This window comes from Myxococcus faecalis, assembly GCF_050039385.1.
Taxonomy (GTDB): Bacteria; Myxococcota; Myxococcia; order Myxococcales; family Myxococcaceae; genus Myxococcus; species Myxococcus fulvus.
This window is the reverse complement of record NZ_CP144336.1, coordinates 7,295,534-7,315,294: the sequence shown is the minus strand read 5'-3', so window position 1 is coordinate 7,315,294 and position 19,761 is coordinate 7,295,534. Positions and strand designations below refer to the sequence as shown.

13 protein-coding genes are annotated in these 19,761 nt (G+C 70.2%); 4 read left to right on the top strand and 9 right to left on the bottom strand.

The genetic code is table 11. The features are described 5' to 3' along the window. Positions 1-15 precede the first annotated feature (15 nt). Positions 16-609: a TIGR02265 family protein gene (locus VZQ01_RS29420; RefSeq protein ID WP_223748084.1), complete on the bottom strand. Its 594-nt coding sequence runs from the start codon at positions 607-609 to the stop codon at positions 16-18. Positions 610-862: 253 nt separating this feature from the next. Here VZQ01_RS29420 and VZQ01_RS29415 point away from each other — a divergent pair, with 253 nt between their 5' ends. The 3 genes from VZQ01_RS29415 to VZQ01_RS29405 all read left to right on the top strand — a co-directional run bounded on the left by VZQ01_RS29415 (position 863) and on the right by VZQ01_RS29405 (position 6,008). Further along, a complete protein-coding gene (locus VZQ01_RS29415) occupies positions 863-3,373 on the top strand; it encodes a glycogen/starch/alpha-glucan phosphorylase (RefSeq protein WP_223748083.1) in 2,511 nt (836 codons plus the stop codon). A 388-nt stretch (positions 3,374-3,761) separates the two neighbouring features. After that, positions 3,762-4,871: an esterase/lipase family protein gene (locus VZQ01_RS29410; RefSeq protein ID WP_223781729.1), complete on the top strand. Its 1,110-nt coding sequence runs from the start codon at positions 3,762-3,764 to the stop codon at positions 4,869-4,871. A 69-nt stretch (positions 4,872-4,940) separates the two neighbouring features. Next, complete coding sequence (locus VZQ01_RS29405) at positions 4,941-6,008, top strand: hypothetical protein (protein WP_426745301.1); 1,068 nt, start codon at positions 4,941-4,943, stop codon at positions 6,006-6,008. A 66-nt stretch (positions 6,009-6,074) separates the two neighbouring features. On the opposite strand, the gene VZQ01_RS29400 is transcribed toward VZQ01_RS29405, so the two are convergent. The 7 genes from VZQ01_RS29400 to VZQ01_RS29370 form a co-directional block, all read right to left on the bottom strand. Further along, the gene (locus tag VZQ01_RS29400) at positions 6,075-6,833 is read right to left on the bottom strand and encodes an iron ABC transporter ATP-binding protein (RefSeq protein WP_248541861.1); all 759 of its coding nucleotides are present in this window, start codon (positions 6,831-6,833) and stop codon (positions 6,075-6,077) included. Then, on the bottom strand, positions 6,830-7,804 hold the full coding sequence (locus VZQ01_RS29395; RefSeq protein ID WP_223748079.1) for an iron chelate uptake ABC transporter family permease subunit: 975 nt from the start codon (positions 7,802-7,804) through the stop codon (positions 6,830-6,832). Before VZQ01_RS29395 ends, VZQ01_RS29400 begins: the two co-directional genes overlap by 4 nt. After that, the gene (locus tag VZQ01_RS29390) at positions 7,794-8,753 is read right to left on the bottom strand and encodes an ABC transporter permease (protein ID WP_426745300.1); all 960 of its coding nucleotides are present in this window, start codon (positions 8,751-8,753) and stop codon (positions 7,794-7,796) included. Before VZQ01_RS29390 ends, VZQ01_RS29395 begins: the two co-directional genes overlap by 11 nt. Then, the gene (locus VZQ01_RS29385) at positions 8,753-9,754 is read right to left on the bottom strand and encodes a siderophore ABC transporter substrate-binding protein (protein ID WP_408889418.1); all 1,002 of its coding nucleotides are present in this window, start codon (positions 9,752-9,754) and stop codon (positions 8,753-8,755) included. The genes VZQ01_RS29390 and VZQ01_RS29385 overlap by 1 nt, the downstream gene beginning before the upstream one ends. Before the next feature lie 224 nt (positions 9,755-9,978). Continuing rightward, positions 9,979-11,931, bottom strand: coding sequence for a M3 family metallopeptidase (locus tag VZQ01_RS29380; protein ID WP_223748076.1), 1,953 nt, complete (start codon positions 11,929-11,931; stop codon positions 9,979-9,981). 205 nt (positions 11,932-12,136) lie between these two features. Further along, a complete protein-coding gene (locus tag VZQ01_RS29375; protein ID WP_426745299.1) occupies positions 12,137-15,064 on the bottom strand; it encodes an Ig-like domain-containing protein in 2,928 nt (975 codons plus the stop codon). A gap of 92 nt (positions 15,065-15,156) precedes the next feature. Further along, the gene (locus VZQ01_RS29370; RefSeq protein WP_421541779.1) at positions 15,157-15,960 is read right to left on the bottom strand and encodes an SDR family oxidoreductase; all 804 of its coding nucleotides are present in this window, start codon (positions 15,958-15,960) and stop codon (positions 15,157-15,159) included. A 115-nt stretch (positions 15,961-16,075) separates the two neighbouring features. Here VZQ01_RS29370 and VZQ01_RS29365 point away from each other — a divergent pair, with 115 nt between their 5' ends. Beyond that, a complete protein-coding gene (locus tag VZQ01_RS29365) occupies positions 16,076-18,697 on the top strand; it encodes a U32 family peptidase (RefSeq protein WP_426745298.1) in 2,622 nt (873 codons plus the stop codon). Positions 18,698-18,700: 3 nt separating this feature from the next. Here VZQ01_RS29365 and VZQ01_RS29360 read toward each other — a convergent pair whose 3' ends face one another. After that, the gene (locus VZQ01_RS29360) at positions 18,701-19,738 is read right to left on the bottom strand and encodes a prephenate dehydrogenase/arogenate dehydrogenase family protein (protein ID WP_426745297.1); all 1,038 of its coding nucleotides are present in this window, start codon (positions 19,736-19,738) and stop codon (positions 18,701-18,703) included. Positions 19,739-19,761: the final 23 nt, after the last annotated feature.

Genomic DNA, 19,761 nt, shown 5'->3' with positions numbered 1-19,761 from the left:
GGCGGTACCGGCGGGCTACGACTCCCAGGTGATGTCGTAGTCCGCCGCGAAGTAGCCGTGGGGCGTGCCCACGACGCGGCCGTTGCACTGGATGGCCTTGAGGGCCTCCTGCAGCACGCCCTCGTGGAACTGCACCGGCTGCATGTCGCCCTGGAAGGACAGGCGCACGTGGCGCTCGTGCAACACGCTGTATTCCCGGCGCCCGTAGCTGACCAGGGTGGAGTAGGCCGTGGGCGCGTTGGACAACAGGCGCTTGGGGTCCCCCTTGCCAATCAGCCGCGTGAGCGTCTGGCCCACCGTGGAGGAGAAGAACCCGGTGACGGCCGCGGCGCCGCACGCGCGCACCGCGTCCTCCTGCGTGGGGTAGCGCCCCGCCCGCTCCAGCGCCTCCGACGTGGCGTACAGCAACCGGATGGCGTCCACCGCGGAGTAGGAGAAGAAGTCCACCGGTGAGCGCTTGAAGAGCGGCTCGCGCAGGCGCGCGGCGGAGTCCGGGCCCAGCTGCCGCTCGGCGAGCATCAACACCGCGTTGAAGATGAGGCCGCGGACCGTGTCTTCCGGCCGCACCAGCGCCAGGCGCTGGTCCAAGTCATTCTTCGGGAAGGCCATGAGCGTTGATTTCTACATCAAACGGCGCCCCGGAGGGCGGCCCTTCCACGAGGGCCGTGTGGGAAAGCGAGCGGATGGGCGCGCGTGTCACATCGTCCCTGGACGTCCCAGGTCCTTGCCAGGGAGCATCCTCCCCCTCCCTGGCTCCGCGCTTTCCGCATGTGCCGGGCCTTCCGGCTGCGCTACCCTGACCGCCCTCTGCGTTCGTTGCATCCCACTCGACGACACACCTCGGATGGAGACCTCTCGCGACATGGCCTCTCCCGCCTCTTCCTCCTCGCAGCGCCCCGCCGCCCCGTCCACGTCCACGGCGGACGATGGGGGCCGCACCGGGCGCGACGCTTCGTCCATGCGCCGCTCGTTCCTGGACCACGTGCGCTACTCGCGCGGGAAGAACTACGAGACGTCCACCGCGCATGACCGCTTCATGGCGCTGTCGCTGGCGGTGCGTGACAGGCTGGCGGACCGCTGGGTGCGCACGGCCCGCACGTACTACGAGAAGGACGCCAAGCGCGCCTACTACCTGTCCGCGGAGTACCTGCTGGGTCGGGCGCTGGGCAACAACCTGCTGAACCTGGGCATGCACGACGCGGCCGCCGAGGCCATGCGGGAGGTGGGGGTGGACCTCACCAACCTGCTGGAGATGGAGCCGGACGCGGGCCTGGGCAACGGCGGCCTGGGGCGGCTGGCGGCGTGCTTCCTGGACTCGCTGGCGACGCTCGGCTACCCCGGCATGGGGTACGGCATCCGCTACGAGTTCGGCATCTTCACGCAGGACATCGTGGACGGCTACCAGGTGGAGCGCGCCGACGAGTGGCTGAAGTTCGGCAACCCGTGGGAGATCGTGCGGCCGGAGAAGGCGGTGCCGGTGCGCTTCTTCGGGCGCGTGGAGCACCACCAGGGGCCGGACGGCAAGCCGGTGGCGCGCTGGGTGGGCGGCAAGACGGTGGTGGGCGTGCCGTACGACACGCCCATCGCGGGCTACCACAACGACACGGTGAACACGCTGCGACTGTGGCAGGCGCGGGCGTCCGAGGAGTTCGACCTGCTGCTCTTCAACGCGGGCGACTACGAGCGCTCCGTGGTGGAGAAGAACGACTCGGAGGTCATCTCCAAGGTCCTCTACCCCAACGACGCGTTCCAGGCGGGCAAGGAGCTGCGGCTCAAGCAGCAGTACTTCTTCGTCGCGTGCTCCATCGCGGACATCGTCCGGCGCTACCTGAAGAACCACACCGACTTCAGGGACTTCCCGAAGAAGGCGGCCATCCAGCTCAACGACACGCACCCGGCCATCGGCGTGGCGGAGCTGATGCGCGTGCTGGTGGACGAGAAGCGGCTGGGCTGGGAGGAGGCCTGGTCGATTACGCAGGCGGTGTTCGGCTACACCAACCACACGCTGCTGGCGGAGGCGATGGAGAAGTGGCCGGCGACGCTGTTCGAGCGGCTGCTGCCGCGCCACCTGGAGCTCATCTACGAAATCAACCAGCGCTTCCTGCGCCAGGTGCAGATCCGCTACCCCTATGACCAGGAGAAGCTGCGGCGGATGAGCCTGGTGGAGGAGGGGCCGGAGAAGAAGATTCGCATGGCCCACCTGGCGGTGGTGGGCAGCCACAGCATCAACGGCGTGGCGGCGCTGCACACGGACCTGTTGCGCCGGGACGTGCTGCCGGACTTCGCGGCGATGTACCCGGAGCGCTTCAACAACAAGACCAACGGCGTGACGCCGCGCCGGTGGCTGGCGTGGTGCAACCCGCGGCTGTCCAAGCTCATCACCTCCCGCATCGGCGAGGGCTGGGCCACCAACCTGGACAAGCTGCGCGAGCTGGAGCCGCACGCGGAGGACCCCGCGTTCCGCAAGGCGTTCCGCGAGGTGAAGCGCGCCAACAAGGAGGACCTGTCGCGGCACATCCAGGACCTCCGCTCGGTGCGGCTCAACCCGGAGGCCATCTTCGACGTGCAGATCAAGCGCCTGCACGAGTACAAGCGCCAGCTGTTGGACGCGGTGCACATCGTCGCGCTGTGGATGCGGGCGCGCAGGGACCCGGGCACCATCATCCACCCGCGCGCGTTCCTGTTCGGCGCCAAGGCGGCGCCGGGCTACCACCTGGCCAAGCTGACCATCCGGCTCATCAACGGCATCGCCGAGGTGGTCAACAGCGACGCGGGCACGACGGGGCTGCAGGTCGTCTTCGCGCCCAACTACCGGGTGAGCCTGGCCGAGCGCATCATCCCGGCCGCGGACGTGTCCGAGCAGATTTCGACGGCGGGCATGGAGGCGTCCGGCACGGGCAACATGAAGCTGATGCTCAACGGCGCGCTGACGCTGGGCACGCTGGACGGCGCCAACGTGGAGATCCGCGAGGCGGTGGGCGACGAGAACTTCTTCCTCTTCGGCCTCACCGCGGACGAGGTCATCGCCAGGAAGCGCGCCGGCTACCGGCCGCGCGACGAGTACGAGAAGAACCTGGAGCTGCGCGAGGCGCTGGACCTCATCTCCACCGGCTTCTTCTCCCCGGAGGACCGCGGCCTCTACAAGCCCCTGGTGGACAGCCTCCTGGAGGAGGACCGCTACCTGGTGCTGGCGGACTTCGCGTCCTACGCGGCCAAGCAGGACGAGGTGGTGCGCGCCTACCAGGACGCGGACACCTGGGCGCGCAAGTGCATCATCAACGTCGCCCGCGCCGGCATCTTCTCCTCCGACCGCACCATCAAGCAGTACGCGGAGGAGATCTGGCGCATCCAGCAGACCCCCGTCGAGCCGTAGTCACGGGTGTCCGCCCCGCCCCGTCGCTCGAGTGACGGGACGGGGCCCCGCGCTCCCCCTCCATCCTGGGAGGGGCGAGCGGGACGGCTCCGGCGTCGACACGGCGCGACAGAAGTCAACGCACCAGGACGACGCGTCGCGCAATCACAGACAACGCAGTGCACCACAGAACGTCCGCCTCGTCCGGCGGGGCTGACGCGGCGCGATGTATTGACTCGCGAATCAACCCTGGTGCACTGATACGCCCGGAGTTCGGGACTCGCCTGGTCGTGGGGAAGGTCTGGGCCGTACCGGTGGGGGCCTTCGCAGTGTCCGAAGGCTGGCGTCCCGGTTCCGGGTCCGACGTGCATCGGTTGCAGCAGGCAATCCTCACCAGCAAGGAGTCCCCATGAAGCAACAGCCGCCGCTGTTCCTGGCAGTCCTGGCCGTGGGTGTACTGGGCGTGGCCGCACCCGCCCTCGCCGCGGAGAAGACGACGTACCCCGTGGTGTTCGCGCACGGGCTGGGCGGGTTCGACGACATCCTCGGGTACGACTACTGGGGTGACGACTACGGCGTGTTCGTGGGCGACCCGTGCGACGAGTTCCTGGAGGTGAGCTGCAACGGGGACCTGAACAGCAAGCAGAAGGCGTTCGCCGCCGCGGTGCAGCCGCTGCAGAGCTCCGACGTGCGCGGCCTGGACCTGGCCAACGACGTGGAGGGCTACATGGCCTCCACGGGCTCGGCCTACGTGAACCTGGTGGGCCACTCGCAGGGCGGCATCGACGCGCGCAAGGCGGCGAAGGTGCTGCGCGAGCGCAAGGGCTACACGGCGGTGAAGGCGCTGGTGAGCGTGTCCTCGCCGCACCGGGGCTCGCCGGTGGCGAAGTACGTCCTGGAACTGGGCCCGGGCGTCACCAGTGTGCTGGACGCGCTGTTCCGCATCTACGGTGACGTCGTCTACGGGCCGGGCAATGACGGCTACGCGGCGCTCAAGGCGCTCATCTACAACGACGCGGACGCGAACGACGGCAAGACGACGGGCGCCAAGGCCTTCAACGTGGCCAACCCCATCAACGCCTCGTACGCGGCGCACTACGCCTCGCTGGTGACGGCGCAGAGCGGCCTGAGCGTCAACCCGGCGCTGTGGCTGGTGCGTCAGTTCTTCTTCGACATCGACGGGGACGGCGCGTGCGCGGACGACTGCGACAACGACGGCGCCGCCGGCAAGGGTGACGGCATCCGCAACGAGCAGGACGACGACGGCCTGGTCGGCATCAACTCGCAGCAGATGGGCTACCGCCTGCGCTACACGGAGCGCCTGGGCGCGGACCTGGTCGCGCAGGACTCGGCGCTGGGCTACGTCAGCAACATCAACGCCCCCAGCGCGCTCCAGCAGACCTCCATGTCCAGCGTCATCAACCAGGACCACGTGGACGTCATCGGCATCGGCCCCGACACGTTCAGCGAGATGGAGTTCTACGCGGCCATCATCGACTACATCGCCAAGGTCGACTGACGCGCCGCACACCGGGAGGCCGCGGTGCAGGGCCTCCCGGTTCCCCACGCCCTGCCCGGAGACATGGCCATGCGACGGAGCTTGAAGGTCTTGCTGGTGGGCGCGGGGGTGCTGCTCCTCGCGGGGCTCGGGGTGACGCTCCTGCGGGAGGACGCGCCGGAGGTGACGCCCGTGCAGCCGCCGGGTGTGCCCGTAGCGGCCGTGGCGCCGACGGTGCCGGGCGGCGCGGTGCCCCCTGTGACGACGAGCGGCGCGCGGCCCTCCCCTGCCCCGGTCCCGGAGCCCACGGACACGGAGCTGGAGGAGCTGGCCGCGTCGCTCAAGGGGCGCTACGGGAAGAACCTGAGCGAGCCGCACGCGCAGATACGCCTCGTCGAGGACCTGATGCGCTTCTTCCAGCAGCGCTATCCGGACCGCTGGCGGGAGGAGCTGCTGGCCTTCCTGAAGGCGCACTTCCCGGAGCACTACGACACGCTGGCGGCGATGCTGCGCAACCGCGAGGACTACGAGAAGTGGGTCCGCGACAATGACCACTACCTCAAGGGCTTGAGCGAGCAGGAGCGACGGGCGGCCATCCGCGACGCGCGCAACCGGCTGTTCGGCAAGGACGTGGCGGACCGCATCTGGGCGGCGGAGCTGAAGAACCAGGCCATCGGCGACACGCTGCGCTCGCTCGACTCGCTCCAGGGCAAGAGCGTGGAGGAGAAGATCTCCACCTTCAAGCAGCGGCTCCAGGAGGTGCACGGGGAGCAGCTCGGGGCCGTGCTCGAGCGGCACCAGCAGGAGCTGATGAACCGCTTCCTCGACGTGTCCTCGGTGCAGACCGATTTGGGCGCCATGTCCGCGGAGGAGCGCTCGCGAAACCTGCGCGCCATCCGCCGGGAGCTGGGGTTGGACGACGAGGCGCTGAAGCGCTGGGACACGCTGGACCAGAGTCGTGATGCGCGGTGGGACGCGGGCCTGCGGTACATGGCCGAGCGTCAGGCGCTCGCGAAGGAGCTCTCCGGTGAGGAGCTGGAGGCGCGCCTCGTCGAAATCCGCTCGCGCTACTTCGGCGCCGAGGCGGAGAGCATCGGCCAGGAGGAGGCCAGCGGCTTCTTCCGCTTCGAGCGCCCTCGTCGGTGGGGACGCAACTGAGGGTCAGAGCGGAGTCTCGCCACCGACGCCCGCCACGGGGGGCTCCACGGGCAGGGGCAGCGGGCGTCAGCGGTAGTGCGTGGCAATCCAGTCGCCGTCGATGCACTGGATGGAGATGTCCAGGTCATATACGGCCCGCAGGATGTCGGGCCGCATGATGTCCTGGGGGCGTCCCTGGAAGGCCACCTTGCCATCGCGCATGGCGATGAGGTGGTCCGAGTAGCAGGACGCGAAGTTGAGGTCGTGCAGCACCATGACGATGCTCTTCTTCAGCGAGTCCACCGCGGTGCGAAGCTGCTTCATCATCGCCACCGAGTGCTTCAGGTCCAGGCCGTTGAGCGGCTCGTCCAGCAGCACGTGGTCCGTGTCCTGACAGAGCACCATGGCCACGAAGGCGCGCTGGCGCTGGCCACCGGACAGCTCGTCCAGGAACCGCTCGGAGAGCGCCTCCAGGCCCATGTGCTGGATGGCCCGCTCCACGTGCTCGCGGTCCACCACCGTGGGCCGCCCCTTCGAGTGTGGATAGCGGCCGAACGTCACCAGCTCCCGCACCGTGAGCCGCGACGTCAGGTGATTGTCCTGGCGCAGGATGGCCAGCTTCCGGGCGAGCACGTCCCCCGGCGTGGTGCGCACATCCAGCCCGTCCACCAGCACCACGCCCGAGGACATGGGCATCACCCGGCTGATCATCGACAGCAGCGTGGACTTGCCCGCGCCGTTGGGCCCGATGATGGAGGTGATTCCGCCCACGGGCAGCGTCAGCGTGACGTCGTCGACCACGAGCGAGCCGCCGTAGCGCTTGGTGACGTTCCTGGCCTCGATCATACCGGCGCCCTCCTCATCAGCATCCCGATGAACACCAGCCCGCCCACGAAGTCGATGATGACGCGGGGGCTGGTGTTGAACGCGAAGACCTGCTCCAGGACGAACTGCCCCGCGACCAGACACACCCCCGCGATGAGCGCCGCGGCGGGCAGCACCAGCGCGTGACGGTACGTGCGCACCAGCGTGTGGGCCAGGTTGGAGACCAGCAGGCCGAAGAACGTGACGGGCCCCACGAGCGCGCTCGACACCGACACCAGGATGGCCACCAGCACCAGGATGATGGCCGCCGTGCGCTGGTGGTCCACGCCCAGGTTGATGGCCGTCTCCCGCCCCAGCACCAGCACGTCGAACGTCTTGAGCATCCGCAAGCCCACCACGGACACGCCCAGCGTCAGCACGAAGGCGACGACGAGCAGCTCCTGGTCCGGGTTGTTGAAGCTCGCGAAGAAGCGGTCCTGGAGGAAGATGAACTCGTTGGGGTCGATGAGCCGCTGCAGGAAGGACGCGAGGCTGCGGAAGAGCACGCCCAGCACCACGCCCGTCAGCAGCACCAGGTGCAGGCTGCGCCCTCCCCCACCGAAGAGCCCCCAGAACAGGACGGCCGAGAAGGCCACCATGATGAGGACCTCCACGCCGAACCGCAGCCTCGGGTCCAGGCTCGACGCCTTGCCCGAGCCCAGGAAGTAGAGCAGGCACGTCTGGATGAAGACGTAGAGGTTGTCGAACCCGAGGATGGCGGGCGTCAGCACCCGGTTGCCCGACACCGTCTGGAACAGCACCGTGGAGACCGCGATGGCGTAGCCCACCAGCAGCGCCGTCGCCAGCTTGCGCCCGCGGAAGGGCAGCACGAAGTCCCACTGGCCGCTCGCGCCGAAGAGCAGGAACAGCACGGCCACGCCCACCATCACCCCGCCCAGGATGAACAGCGTGCGCTCCGGGCGCCGCTCCACCATCAGGCTCTCAACCGACACGGGCGTCCCGCCTCAACAGCACGGAGAGGAAGAGCACGCTGCCCAGCACCCCCGCGATGGTCGCCCCCGGGATTTCATACGGGAAGCGCACCACCCGGCCGAGGATGTCGCACAGGAGCACGAAGCCCGCGCCTCCCACCGCCACCCAGGGAATCGCCTTCCGCGCGTTGTCCCCCGTGAACATGCTGACCAGGTTGGGGACCAGCAGGCCCAGGAACGGCACCATGCCCACCGTGACGACCACCATGGCGGTGACGAGCGAGACGATGAGCAGCCCCAGCCCCATGATGCGCGTGTAGTTCATGCCCAGGTTGGTGGTGAACGACTCGCCCATGCCCGCGACGGTGAAGCGGTCCGCCGCGACATACGCGCAGCACGTCAGCCCCAAGGTCAGCCAGAGCAATTCGTAGCGCCCGCGCAGGATGGTGGAGAAGTCCCCCGTCTTCCACGCGTTGACCGACTGGAGCAGGTCCAACCGGTACGCATAGAAGGTCGTGACGGAGTCGAAGACGCTGCCCAGCACCAGCCCCACCAGCGGGACGATGAGCACCGAGCGCAGCGGAATCCGGCGCAGGATGAGCAGGAACAGCGCGGTGCCCCCCAGCGCGAACAGGGCCGCCACCAGCATCTTGCCCACCACGGGGAGCTGCGGCGCCAGGACGGCGGCGACCATCAACCCCAGGCTGGCGGACTCGGCGGAGCCGGCGGTGGAGGGCTCCACGAAGCGGTTGCGCACGAGCATCTGCAACAGCAGCCCCGCCACGCCCAGCGACGTGCCCACCAGCATCACCGCCAGCAGCCGGGGGATGCGGCTGATGACCAGCAGTTGGAGCGCCTGTTCATCGGGGCTCGGCGTCACGAGCGCATGCCACGACACGTCGCCGACGCCGATGAGCAGGCTGCCCAGCGCCAGGAGGAGGATGACGATGCCGGCGACGAAGAGGCGCATCAGGGAGCGGGCGTGGCGTACGCCTGGGCCACCTGGTCTCGCAGCAGGCCCACCGCCTGGATGCCACCGCCGATGAGGTACGCGTTGAGCGGGTCCAGGTAGACGACCTGCCCCTTCGTCCAGGCCGTCGTCTGGCGCACCAGCTCGTTGTCGAGCACCTGCTTCGCCCCGCCCTGCTGCCCCATGCTCGCGTCGCGGTCGATGACGAAGAGCCAGTCCGGGTTCTTCTCGCGGATGAACTCCGAGCCGATGGCCTCGCCGTGCAGCGACGCCTTGAGCCCGTCCGCGGCCACGGGCACGCCGAAGTCCTCGTGCACCACGCCGAAGCGCGAGCCCGGCCCATAGGCGCTGATGCGGCCACCGGTGACGAGCACCACCAGGCCCTTGCCCCGGCTGGCCGTCGTCTCCTTCAGCTTCGCGAGCGACTGGCGCAGGCCATCCACCAGCTCGCGCGCCTTCTCCTCCTTGCCGAAGATGCGCGCGAGCAGCTCGGTGTTGGCGACCACGGTGTCGATGTAGCGCGCGCCGCCCATGGGCACGTCCACCGTGGGGGCGATGCGCGACAGGCTGTCGTACTTCGCGCTGGAGCGGCCGCCGGTGATGATGAGCTCCGGGCGCACGGCGTTGATGGCCTCGTAGTTCGGCTCGAACAGCGTGCCGATGCGCGGGTACTTCGCGTCCGCGAACGGGGCCAGGTGCAGCGGGAACTGGTCCCCCGCCACGCCCACCACCGCGTCCACGCCCAGCGCCTGGAGGATGTCCAGGGCCGCCAGGTCGAACACCACCACCCGCCGCGGATTCAAGGGGACCACCGACTCCCCTCGCGCATGCTGGATGGTGACGGTGGCCGCCTTCGCGCCGGACGCGGGCTCCACCGCCGGCGCCGTGACGACCTCCGCCGGGGGCTGCTGGAGCTTCACCACCACGCCGATGACGGCCAGCATGGCCACGACACCGAGAATCGCGAAGGGAAGGAACGAACGCTTGTCAGAAGTGCTCACGGTTTCATCCAGCCGGTGCGCTCGCATGCGAACGCAAGAGGTCGCTCGGGAAGCGCGGCCCCACATACCAGCCTGGGCGTGAAGTCGCACTATTTGATTGTGCGACTCATTATCATTATCGCACACAACGCGTCAAACGAAGCTCCGGCGAGGGGTGCGTGCGCGGAAACGAGAATGGGGTGCCCCATCAGCGGAGCACCCCACCCGTCAGCCCGGCGTCACGCTCACGCGGCCTTGTTCAGCCAGGCCTCGTAGGCGGTGTAGTCGTAGTCGCGGCCCAGGAAGGCATGGACCAGCCGGGCCGCGTCGTCGGAGCCACCCGGCTCCAGCACCGCGCGGCGGTAGGCCTTCGCGGGCTCCGGAGACAGCAGGCCCTGCTTCTGGAACACCGTGAAGAGGTCCTTCGCGATGACCAGCGACCACATATACGTGTAGTAGTTCGACGAGTACCCCTCCAGGTGCCCGAAGGACAGGTGGAAGTACGTCCCCTCCACGTAGGGGAACGGCGTGTACTTGCCCTGCAGCTCGCGCACGAGCGCGGTGGCGTCCAGGCCCTTCGGCTCCCGCCGGTAAATCTCCAGGCTGAGCGCCGCGTAGAACATCTGCTGGCGCACCCACAGGCCCTTGCCGAACTCCTCCGCGCGGCGCATCCGCGTCACCAGCTCCGCGGGCAGCGGCTCGCCCGTCTGATAGTGCTTCGCGAAGGTCTGCAGGCTCGGCGCGTCGCGCGCCCACTCCTCCAGCATCTGCGACGGCGCCTCCACGAAGTCCCACTCCGTGCGCACGCCCGACACGCCGGCCCAGCGCGTGTGGCCACCGAAGATGTGGTGCAAGAGGTGGCCGAACTCGTGGAGGAACGTCTCCACGTCGTCATGCTGGAGCAGCGCGGGCTCGGCGCCGGGCTTGGGGAAGTTGCACATCAGCACGCCCTCGGGCAGCCGGCGTCCGGCCTTGCCGCTGGTGAGGGTGAACTGGGCCGCGTGCTTGTACTTGTCCGCGCGCGGGTGCATGTCCAGGTAGAAGCGCCCCTTGACGGCGCCGTCCTCCAGCACGTCGTAGGCCTCCACGTCCGGGTGCCACACCGTGGCGTCGGTGATGCGCCGGTAGGTGACGCCGAACATCTTCGCCGTCAAATCCAACATGCCCTGCTTCACGCGCGAGTACTCGAAGTACGGACGCACCGCCTGCGAGTCGAACGCGTACTGCTCCGCCTTGATGCGGTCCTCCAGGTAGGCCTGGTCCCACGGGTCCACGCGCGCCGCGTCCGGCACGTCGCGGCGCTTGCGCTCGAGCAGCAGCGCGTAGTCCCGCTGCATCCGCGCGCCGGACGCCTGGGAAATCCGCTCGATGAAGTCCGCGGCGGCCTGCTCGTCGCGAATCATCTTGTCCTCGGTCGCGAAGGCCGCCCAGTTGCGGAAGCCCAGGAGCGTCGCCAGCTCGTGGCGGCGGGCCACCATGCGCTCGAGCACGTCGGTGTTGCTCGGGTGGCCGCGCAGCCGGAAGGCGCGCCACATCTGCTCGCGGGCCTTGGCGTCGCGCGAGTACGTCATGAACGGGATGATGTCCGGGTAGTCGGTGGTGATGACCACCTGTCCGTCGGCGCCCGGCGGGTGCGCGCGGACGTAGTCCTCCGGCAGGCCGTCCAGCGCCGCGGGCGGCAGGGACACGGTGCGCGTGTCCTGGAGCATGTTGCGGCTGAACTCCTGGCCAATCTTCACCAGCTCGTCGTTGAGCGCCTTCACGCGCGCGCGGGTGGCGTCGTCGCGGTCCACGCCGGAGCGGCGGAAGTCGCGCAGCACCTTCTCCACCCACTTGCGCGTCTGCGCGTCCTGGCCGGACACATCCAGCGAGGCGAGGACGTCATAGACGCCCCGGTCCATGCGGATGTCGGTGGCGAGCGTCTCCAGCTCCTGCTCCGCGGCCTCGGCGGCGTCGCGCATGGCGGCCTCCGGGTGAGAGTGCCGGGCGACGCTCGCGCGGGCAGCCGCGTCGTCGAGCGAGGCCATGGCCTCGTCGTAGAGCTCCAGCACCTGGACCACGTCGTAGGGGGCCTTGAGGCCCTTGAGGCGGGCGATGCCGGCGCGCGTGGCCTCCATGGCGGCCTCTCCGGAGCGCCGGAACTCGGCGGGCGGACAGGTGATGAGGCGGACAGCGTCGGTGACGGGCGTTTCAGACACGGGCTGCTCTCCTGAGCGTGCTGACGGGTTTCACCCACGCTCCTCGCGTTCTTCCGAGGAGCGACGGAAGGATGCGGGGCAAAGGTAATCCGCCCGCCGCTCACGAGCAGCAGCCTTTCACGGCCGGACGGCACGCTGGCCGACAGTGGGCCGCCCCCACCCCACCCCCGGAGGGCACGTGGGCCCTCCCCGGCTGTCGGCTGGACTACCGACGAGGGGGCGTCCGGACCGGCAGCGCCGGAGACGGCGGGGCGTCCAGCACGTTCACCTCCTGGGACGCGGTCAGCGCCGGGGCCTCGGTGTCCTCGGCCAGGACGGTCATGGTGTCCGACTCGGAGAACGTCACGCTGAAGACGTGCACGCCCGCGCTGGCCTCGGTGAAGGTGAAGGGGGCCGGGAGGGTGGCCCCCGGGTCCTGGGCCACTCGCACCTCCACGGTGCCCCGGTAGCCCGAGGCCGGGTTCTCGTACGCATCCTGGAGCGTCACCGTGACGTCGACCGGCTGACCTACCGTGGGCATCGGTGTCGCGACCGACAGGAGCATCGACACCGCCGGCCCTGGCGTCACCTCCGCCTGGACCTCGACCGACAGCCCGCCCCCCGCCTCCGACACGGTGAGGGTGTGCGTGCCCGTGCTCTTCAGGGCCGCGGTGAAGGTGAGCTGCCCCGCGTTCGGGGCCGCGAAGTCGAGCGTCAAGGGGAACTCAGCCTGCGCATCACTCGACTCGAGCTCCACGATGCCCATGTAGTCGGTGACGACGTTGTCGAACGCATCCCTCATGCTGAGGGTGAGCACGTGCTCGGAGCCCGCCTCCACCTCGGCGGGGAGCCCCTCGAGCGTCAAGTGGTGGGGTACCCCGCTTGTGACCTGCGCCTCGACCGAGCCGGTGAGCTGCGAGGGGCCCGTGGCCGTCACGCGCTGCAGGCCCGTGGTGACCAGCACCACCGGACTGCCGAAGACGTGCATGCCCTCGTCCTGTGTCGTGAAGGTGTGGCTCGCGGGGAGCACCGCGTCCGGGTCCGTGGAGGTGAGCGCCACGGCGCCCGTGAAGTTCCGCACGGGGTTGCCGAACGCGTCCACCACCGTCATCGTCACCGTGGACTCGTCTCCCGCGGTGACGGTGGAGGCGAGCCCCGTGAGCACCAGCTCGGCGGGCGCGGCCGCGTCGATGTCGAACTCCTCGCTCTGCACGGTCAGCCCGTTCGCGGTGGCGACGAAGCGGTACGTGCCCGCCTCCTCGAGGACCAGGTTCGTGAAGCGCGCCACGCCGGCCACCGCGGAGACCTGCACCGGCTCGAAGTCCGCGCCGCCGACGAGCGACAGCGTGACGGGCAGCGTGGACGCGGTGACGACGTCGCCCTGCGGATTCAGGAGGGAGACGACCACCTCCGCCAGCGGCTGCCCCGCGGTGCCCGACGCGGGCTGCGGGGTGAAGGCCACCTGCGTCACGTCGTTGCTCTGCGTCTGGAAGGCCAGGCTGTTGGAGAGCGCGGTGTTGCCCCGGTTGTCCGTCACGCGCAGCGCCGCGTGGTAGGTCTGCTGCGGCGTCAGGTCCCCGATGGTGGCGGACTCGGCGGTTCCAGGCTCCGCGGGAGTTCCCACACCGCCCACGGGCGTGGCCCCGTCGAAGTCCGCGGCGGTGACGATGGGAGACACCGAGTAGCGCAGCGACTGCGCCGTGGCCCGGCCCAGGAGGCCATCGTCTCCGACGGCGGTCCACGTCAGCGTCACCGAGTCGGTGCCCGGCGTCCCGAGCGCGAGCGTGGGCTGCGCCGGCGGGAGGTCATCGATGATGGAGAGCGTCTGGCTCCGGGCCTGCGCGAGCCCGCTCGCCGTGGCGAGCAGGTGATGGTCGCCATCCGAGTCCACGCGCAGGCCGGTGAAGCGGGCCACGCCGTCCACCGGCGCCAGCTGGGTGACGCCCACGAGCGGGATGCCCTCCTCCAGCGCCAGCGTCACCTGGGGCGCGCCCACCAGCGCGACGTTGCCGTGGGCATCGTGGAGCTCCACCGTCACTTGCGACAGCTCGCCGCGCACGGAGGCCGCGGGAGGCGCGCGGGTGATGGCGAGCACCGACGCGGCGCCGGCCACCACGCCCACCGTCCGCCGCGTGCTGAGCACCGCCACGTCCACGTCGCGCACGGTGAGCTGGTGGCTGCCGGCGCGGTTCAGCGTGATGCCGGTGAAGGTGAAGCGGCCCATGTCCTGCGGGGTGAAGGCATGGGGCGCAGGCAGCGCGGCCGAGGCATCCGTGGCGAGCAGCCCGAGCGTGCCCCGGTAGGTCGTGACCACGTTGCCGGAGGCGTCACGCACCGTCACCTGCGCGGAGCGCGGCGTGCCCGCGACGGCGACGGCCTCGAGCCCCTCGACCTCCAGGGAGGCGGGCGCGCCCGGGAGCACGTTGAACGAATCCAGGGTGCCGTCCGCCACGCCCGGCGCGCTCGCCACCAGCTTGCGTCCCACCACGGCCTTGCGGACGAGCAGGTCGTCGAACTGCGCGAGGCCGTTCACCGGCGTCACGGTGAGCGTCCCCTCCAGGACAGCGCCCTCCGGATTGACCGGGAGCGACAGCGTCACGGGAGACGTGGCATCCGCGACCAGCCGTCCGTCCTCGTCCGCGAAGCGAACGGACAACGTCGGAAGCCGCGCGCCCGCCGAGCCATCCACCACCGACGTGGAGAACACGAGCCGGGTGGCCACGGGCGAGACGAAGGTGAACGTGGGCTGGGACACGAGCACCACCGAGCCGCCCTCGGCCGCGACGGAGACCGTCACCCGCTTGACGCCGCCGCGCGTGGAGACCACGGAGCCCACCGCCAGGCCCGCGGCATCCGTCCGGGCCGGCTGCGCCACCACGTTGCCCTCGCCCGACACCGCCACGGCGACCGTACGGCCGGCCATGGGCGCGCCATCCGCGTCCCTCACGTAGACGGCGATTTCGCCCCGGTCCTCGCCGTTCGCGACGAGCTGCCGCGCCGGCGTCAGCACGACGCTGGAGGCGACGGCGTCGGGCATGAGCGGCGGAGGCGCGAACTGCTGGGGCGGTGAGTCCTCGCCACAACCGAGCAACAGACCCGCGCACAGCAGGACCCACCCGAGGAGCCGGGTTGACGGACGAAGGCTGACGGACATGCGGTTCTCCGGGATGCGAGCGGCTCCCCCAGGGAAGAGGCCGCTCGTGTCGCCTTCTATCAGACCTCCCCCGGAAGACGTACCCGCGTGGCCTACATGCCCAGGGCGCCCATCAGCGCGGCGCCGCCCAAGAGGGACTGGCCGCCGTCACAGACCATGATGGAGCCGGTGATATAGGACGCGGCATCCGAGGACAGGAAGAGCGCCAGGCGAGCGATGTCCGCCTTGGTGCCGAAGCGCTGCAGCGGCAGCAGCTGGGAGAGCTTCTGGGTGCCTTCCTCGCTGGGGGCGAGGCGCCGCATGCCCTCGGTGTCCTCGATGGGGCCGGGGGTGATGGCGTTGACGCGCACGCCGGCGCCGCCCCACTCGAGCGCCAGCACGCGGGTGAGCATGTCCACGCCCGCCTTGGCGGCGCAGACGTGGGCCTGCATGGCCATGGGCAGGTAGGCCTGGGGCGCGGAGATGTTGATGACGGAGGCGCCGGGCTTGCGCAGGTGCTCGAAGCCCGCCCGGCACAGGTTGAAGGTGCCCAGCACGTCGATGTCCATCACGGCCTTGAAGCCGTTGGAGGACATGCCCAGCGCGGGCGCGGGGAAGTTGCCGGCGGCGCCACAGATGAGGATGTCCAGCTCGCCGTACGCGTCGCGCACCGTCTGGAGCGCCTTCTCCACGGAGGCGTAGTCACGCACGTCCGCGGGCACGCCCATCGCGGTGCCGTGGGCCTGCAGGCCCTTCACCGCGCCCTCGAGCTTCTCCACGTTGCGGCCGTTGATGGCCACCTTGGCCCCGGCCTTCACGAACGCCTCGGCGATGCCGAGGTTGATGCCGCTGCTGCCGCCCGAGATGAAGGCCACCTTGCCCGCGAGCAGCCCGTCCTTGAAAACGCCATCCGCCATGACTCGTCTCCTGTGGAAGCAACCGGGCGGCGACTTGACCAGAACCTGCCGCACCGCGTCCACGAGCGATTGAGGACGGACGCGGGCGCTTGCCCTCTGTGTTAGAGGTCCCGACATGCGCCGTCGTCCTGAAATCCTCGCCCCCGCTGGTGACCTCGACTCCATGAAGGCCGCGCTGGCCAGCGGCGCGGACGCCATCTATTTCGGCCTGGACGAGGGCTTCAACGCCCGCGCCCGAGCGGAGAACTTCTCGCTCGCCCGCCTGCCGGAGACGCTGGCGCTGGTGCACCGCGCGGGCGCCCGGGCGTACCTCACGTTGAACACGCTGGTGTTCGAGCCGGAGCTGCCGGTGGTGGAGGACATCCTGCGGCGCGTGGCCGCGGCGGGCGTGGACGCGCTCATCGTGCAGGACCCGGCGGTGGCGCTGGTGGCGCGCGCGGTGTGTCCGCAGATGGAGGTGCATGCCTCCACCCAGATGACGATTTCGAGCGCGGAGGGCGCGCGCTTCGCCCGGGGGCTGGGCGCCACGCGCGTGGTGGTGCCGCGCGAGCTGTCGGTGGCGGAGATTGCCCGGCTGGCGTCGGAGACGGACATCGAGCTGGAGGTCTTCATCCACGGCGCGCTGTGCATGTCGTGGAGCGGCCAGTGCCTCACCAGCGAGGCGTGGGGTGGACGCTCGGCGAACCGGGGACAGTGCGCGCAGTCGTGCCGGCTGCCGTACGACCTGGTGGTGGATGGGGAGACGAAGGACCTGGGCGACGTGCGCTACCTGCTCAGCCCCAAGGACCTCGCGGGCGTCATGGCGGTGCCGAAGCTGGTCGAGGTCGGCGTGCACTCGCTGAAGATTGAAGGTCGGCAGAAGGGGCCGCAGTACGTGGCCACGGCGGTGCGGGGCTATCGGCGCTGGGTGGACGGTGTCTCGGCGGGCCAGGGCGACACGGGCGCGCTGCGCAGGGATTTGGCCGACATGACGCTGTCGTACAGCCGGGGCTTCTCGCACGGGTTCTTCGCGGGCTCGGACCATCAGACGCTGGTGGAGGGGCGCTTCCCCAAGCACCGCGGTGCGTTCCTCGGCGTGGTGGAGTCGGTGCACGGCCGGGACGTGCGCGTCGTGGAGGACCCGAAGGGGCGGCCGTGGACGGGCGGGCTGGGCGCGGACACGCGAGCTGGAGCGCCGCAGGGCAAGGTGTCGTCACCGCTGGAGACGGAGGCGCCGGTGGCCGCCGAGCTGTCACCGCGGCCGGGCATGGGCGTGGTGTTCGACGACGGGCATCCCGAGGACAAGCACGAGGCCGGTGGGCCGCTGTTCCGCGTGGAGCGCAAGGGGCACGGGTGGGTGCTGGGCTTCGGCAACCCCGGGCCGGACATGTCGCGCGTCGCGGTGGGGCAGCGCGTCTGGGTGACGAGTGATCCCGCGCTGGTGAAGCAGACGGAGGAGCTGCTCGCGCAGGGGGAGCCCGAGGGGCGTGTGCCGCTGACGCTCACGGTGTCGGGCTCGGCGGGGACGCCGCTGGTGGTGACGGGCACGGCGCGCGGTGGGCATGTGGCCACGGCGTCGAGCACGACGCCGCTCGCGCAGGCCCGGGCGGGCGGACTGGACGCGGCGCTGCTGAAGGACAAGCTGGCGGCGCTGGGTGGGACGCCGTTCCATCTGGCAGAGCTGGAGGTGTCGGCGCTGGCGCCGGGGCTGCATCTGCCGGTGTCGGAAATCAAGGCGCTGCGGCGCTCGCTGGTGACGGAGCTGACGGAGTCGGTGTCCCGGGGCCTTCCGCGCACGGTGCGCGAGTCGTCCGTGCTGGACGAGGTGCGGGGCTCGGCGCGAGCGCGGGTCGTCGCCCGGTCGGTCGTCGAGGGCGCGCGGCTGTTGCCGCTGTGCCGGACGGACGAGCAGTTGGAGGCGGTGATTGCCGCGGGGCTGCCCGAGGTGGAGCTGGACTGGATGGAGCTGGTGGGGCTCCAGCGCGCGGTGGAGCGGGCGAAGGCGGCGGGGCTGAAGGTGACGATTGCGACGGTGCGGGTGCAGAAGCCCGGCGAGGAGGGCTACGACGCGCGCATCGCGAAGCTCAAGCCGGACGCGGTGCTGGCGCGGCACTGGGGCGCGATGATGCACTTCCTGGAGCGTCCGTTCGCGCCGGGCGAGACGCGGCCGGCGCTGCATGGGGACTTCTCGCTCAACGTGACCAACTCCGTGACGGCGCTGCACCTGTTGGGGTTGGGGTTGGACACGCTGACGTTCGCGCACGACCTGGACGCGGTGCAGCTGGGGGCGATGCTGGAGCACCTGCCCGCCGAGCGCTTCGCGGTGACGGTGCACCACCACATCTCGACGTTCCACACGGAGCACTGCGTGTATTCGCACACGCTGTCGCACGGGCGTGACTACCGCAGCTGTGGACGGCCGTGTGAGAAGCACCGGCTGTCGCTGCGCGACCACAAGGGCCTGGAGCACCCGGTGGTGGTGGACGTGGGGTGCCGGAACACGGTGTTCAACGCGCAGGCGCAGAGCGCGGCGTCGCTGGTGCCGTCGCTGCTGGCCCGTGGGGTGCGGCGCTTCCGCGTGGAGTTCGTGCGTGAGTCGCGCGAGGAGGCCACGCGGGTGCTGGGCGCGTATCAGGAGCTGCTCGCGGGGAGAATCTCCCCGGCGGAGACGGTGCGCCGCGCGGCCGTGCACGAGCAGTTCGGGGTGACGAAGGGGACGATGAAGGTGTTGAACCCCACGTTCACCGTGCAGCGCTGAGGCTCAGGGCCCTTCGTCGGGCCTGGTGACGGTGTCGCGGCACAGCCGCAGCACGGCGTGGAAGACCTCGTCGATGGAGCCGGTGTGGAGTCCGTCGTGCTCGGCCCACGCGCGTCGGGTGTCGAGCATGGAGGCTTCCCGCTCGGCGTCGGGGAATGGGAGTCCGTGTTCGGACTTCACGCGGGCCGCGTCCTGGACGAGTCGGGCACGGCGCGCGAGCAGTGAGACCAGCTCACGGTCGACCTGGTCGATGCGCTGACGCACGTCGAGCAGGGCGGGAGGCGCGGTGGGGCTGCGCACGGCCTTCGCGGAGGCCTCGAGTCCCTGGTGGAGTTCGGTGAGGGCCGCGAGCAGCTCCGCGCGAGCCTCGCGGGCGTAGGGGTTCTCCGACTGCACGACGTTGAAGAGGTGGGGCACCTCGGTGCGTGCGTACTCCTCCAGGCGGGCCACGGGCTGGAAGCTGGGCGGCGCGAAGGGAATGCCCTTCCCCACTCCGGCCTTCACGAGTCCGTGCGCGAGGAAGAACGTGAGCACATGCGTGCGGGCCATCAGCGCGTCGTGTGCCTCGGGAGTCATCTCCGTCACTTCACAGCCGAGCCGCTCGAACAGCGCGCGGGCCCGCTGGGCGGTCTCGGGATGCAGCGAGTTGGGACACACCACGGTGCGCCTGGCATCGCCACGCGCGAGGCTCGCGGGCCCGAAGAGCGGATGCGTCCCGACCCAAGGAATGTCGCGTCCCAACACGGAGGCGAGCGCCTGCACGGGGCTCACCTTCACGCTGCCCACGTCGATGACGAGCTGGGTGGATGACAGCAGGGGCCGGAGCGCGGTCAGCGCGTCGTGCATGGCGGTGACGGGCATCGCCAGCACGAGCATCGTGGAGCGCGCGGCGAGGTCCTCGAGGGAACCCGCCTGGAGCTTGGGAGGGACCTCATCGAGCTTCGGGTCGTGGACACGATGGGGGATGCCCGCGTCCGCGAGCAGTCCCGAGAGGGCGCGGCCGAAGCGCCCATAGCCCAGCAAGCCAACCGTCTCCGTCATTCCGAGGGACTCCCAGGACTGAA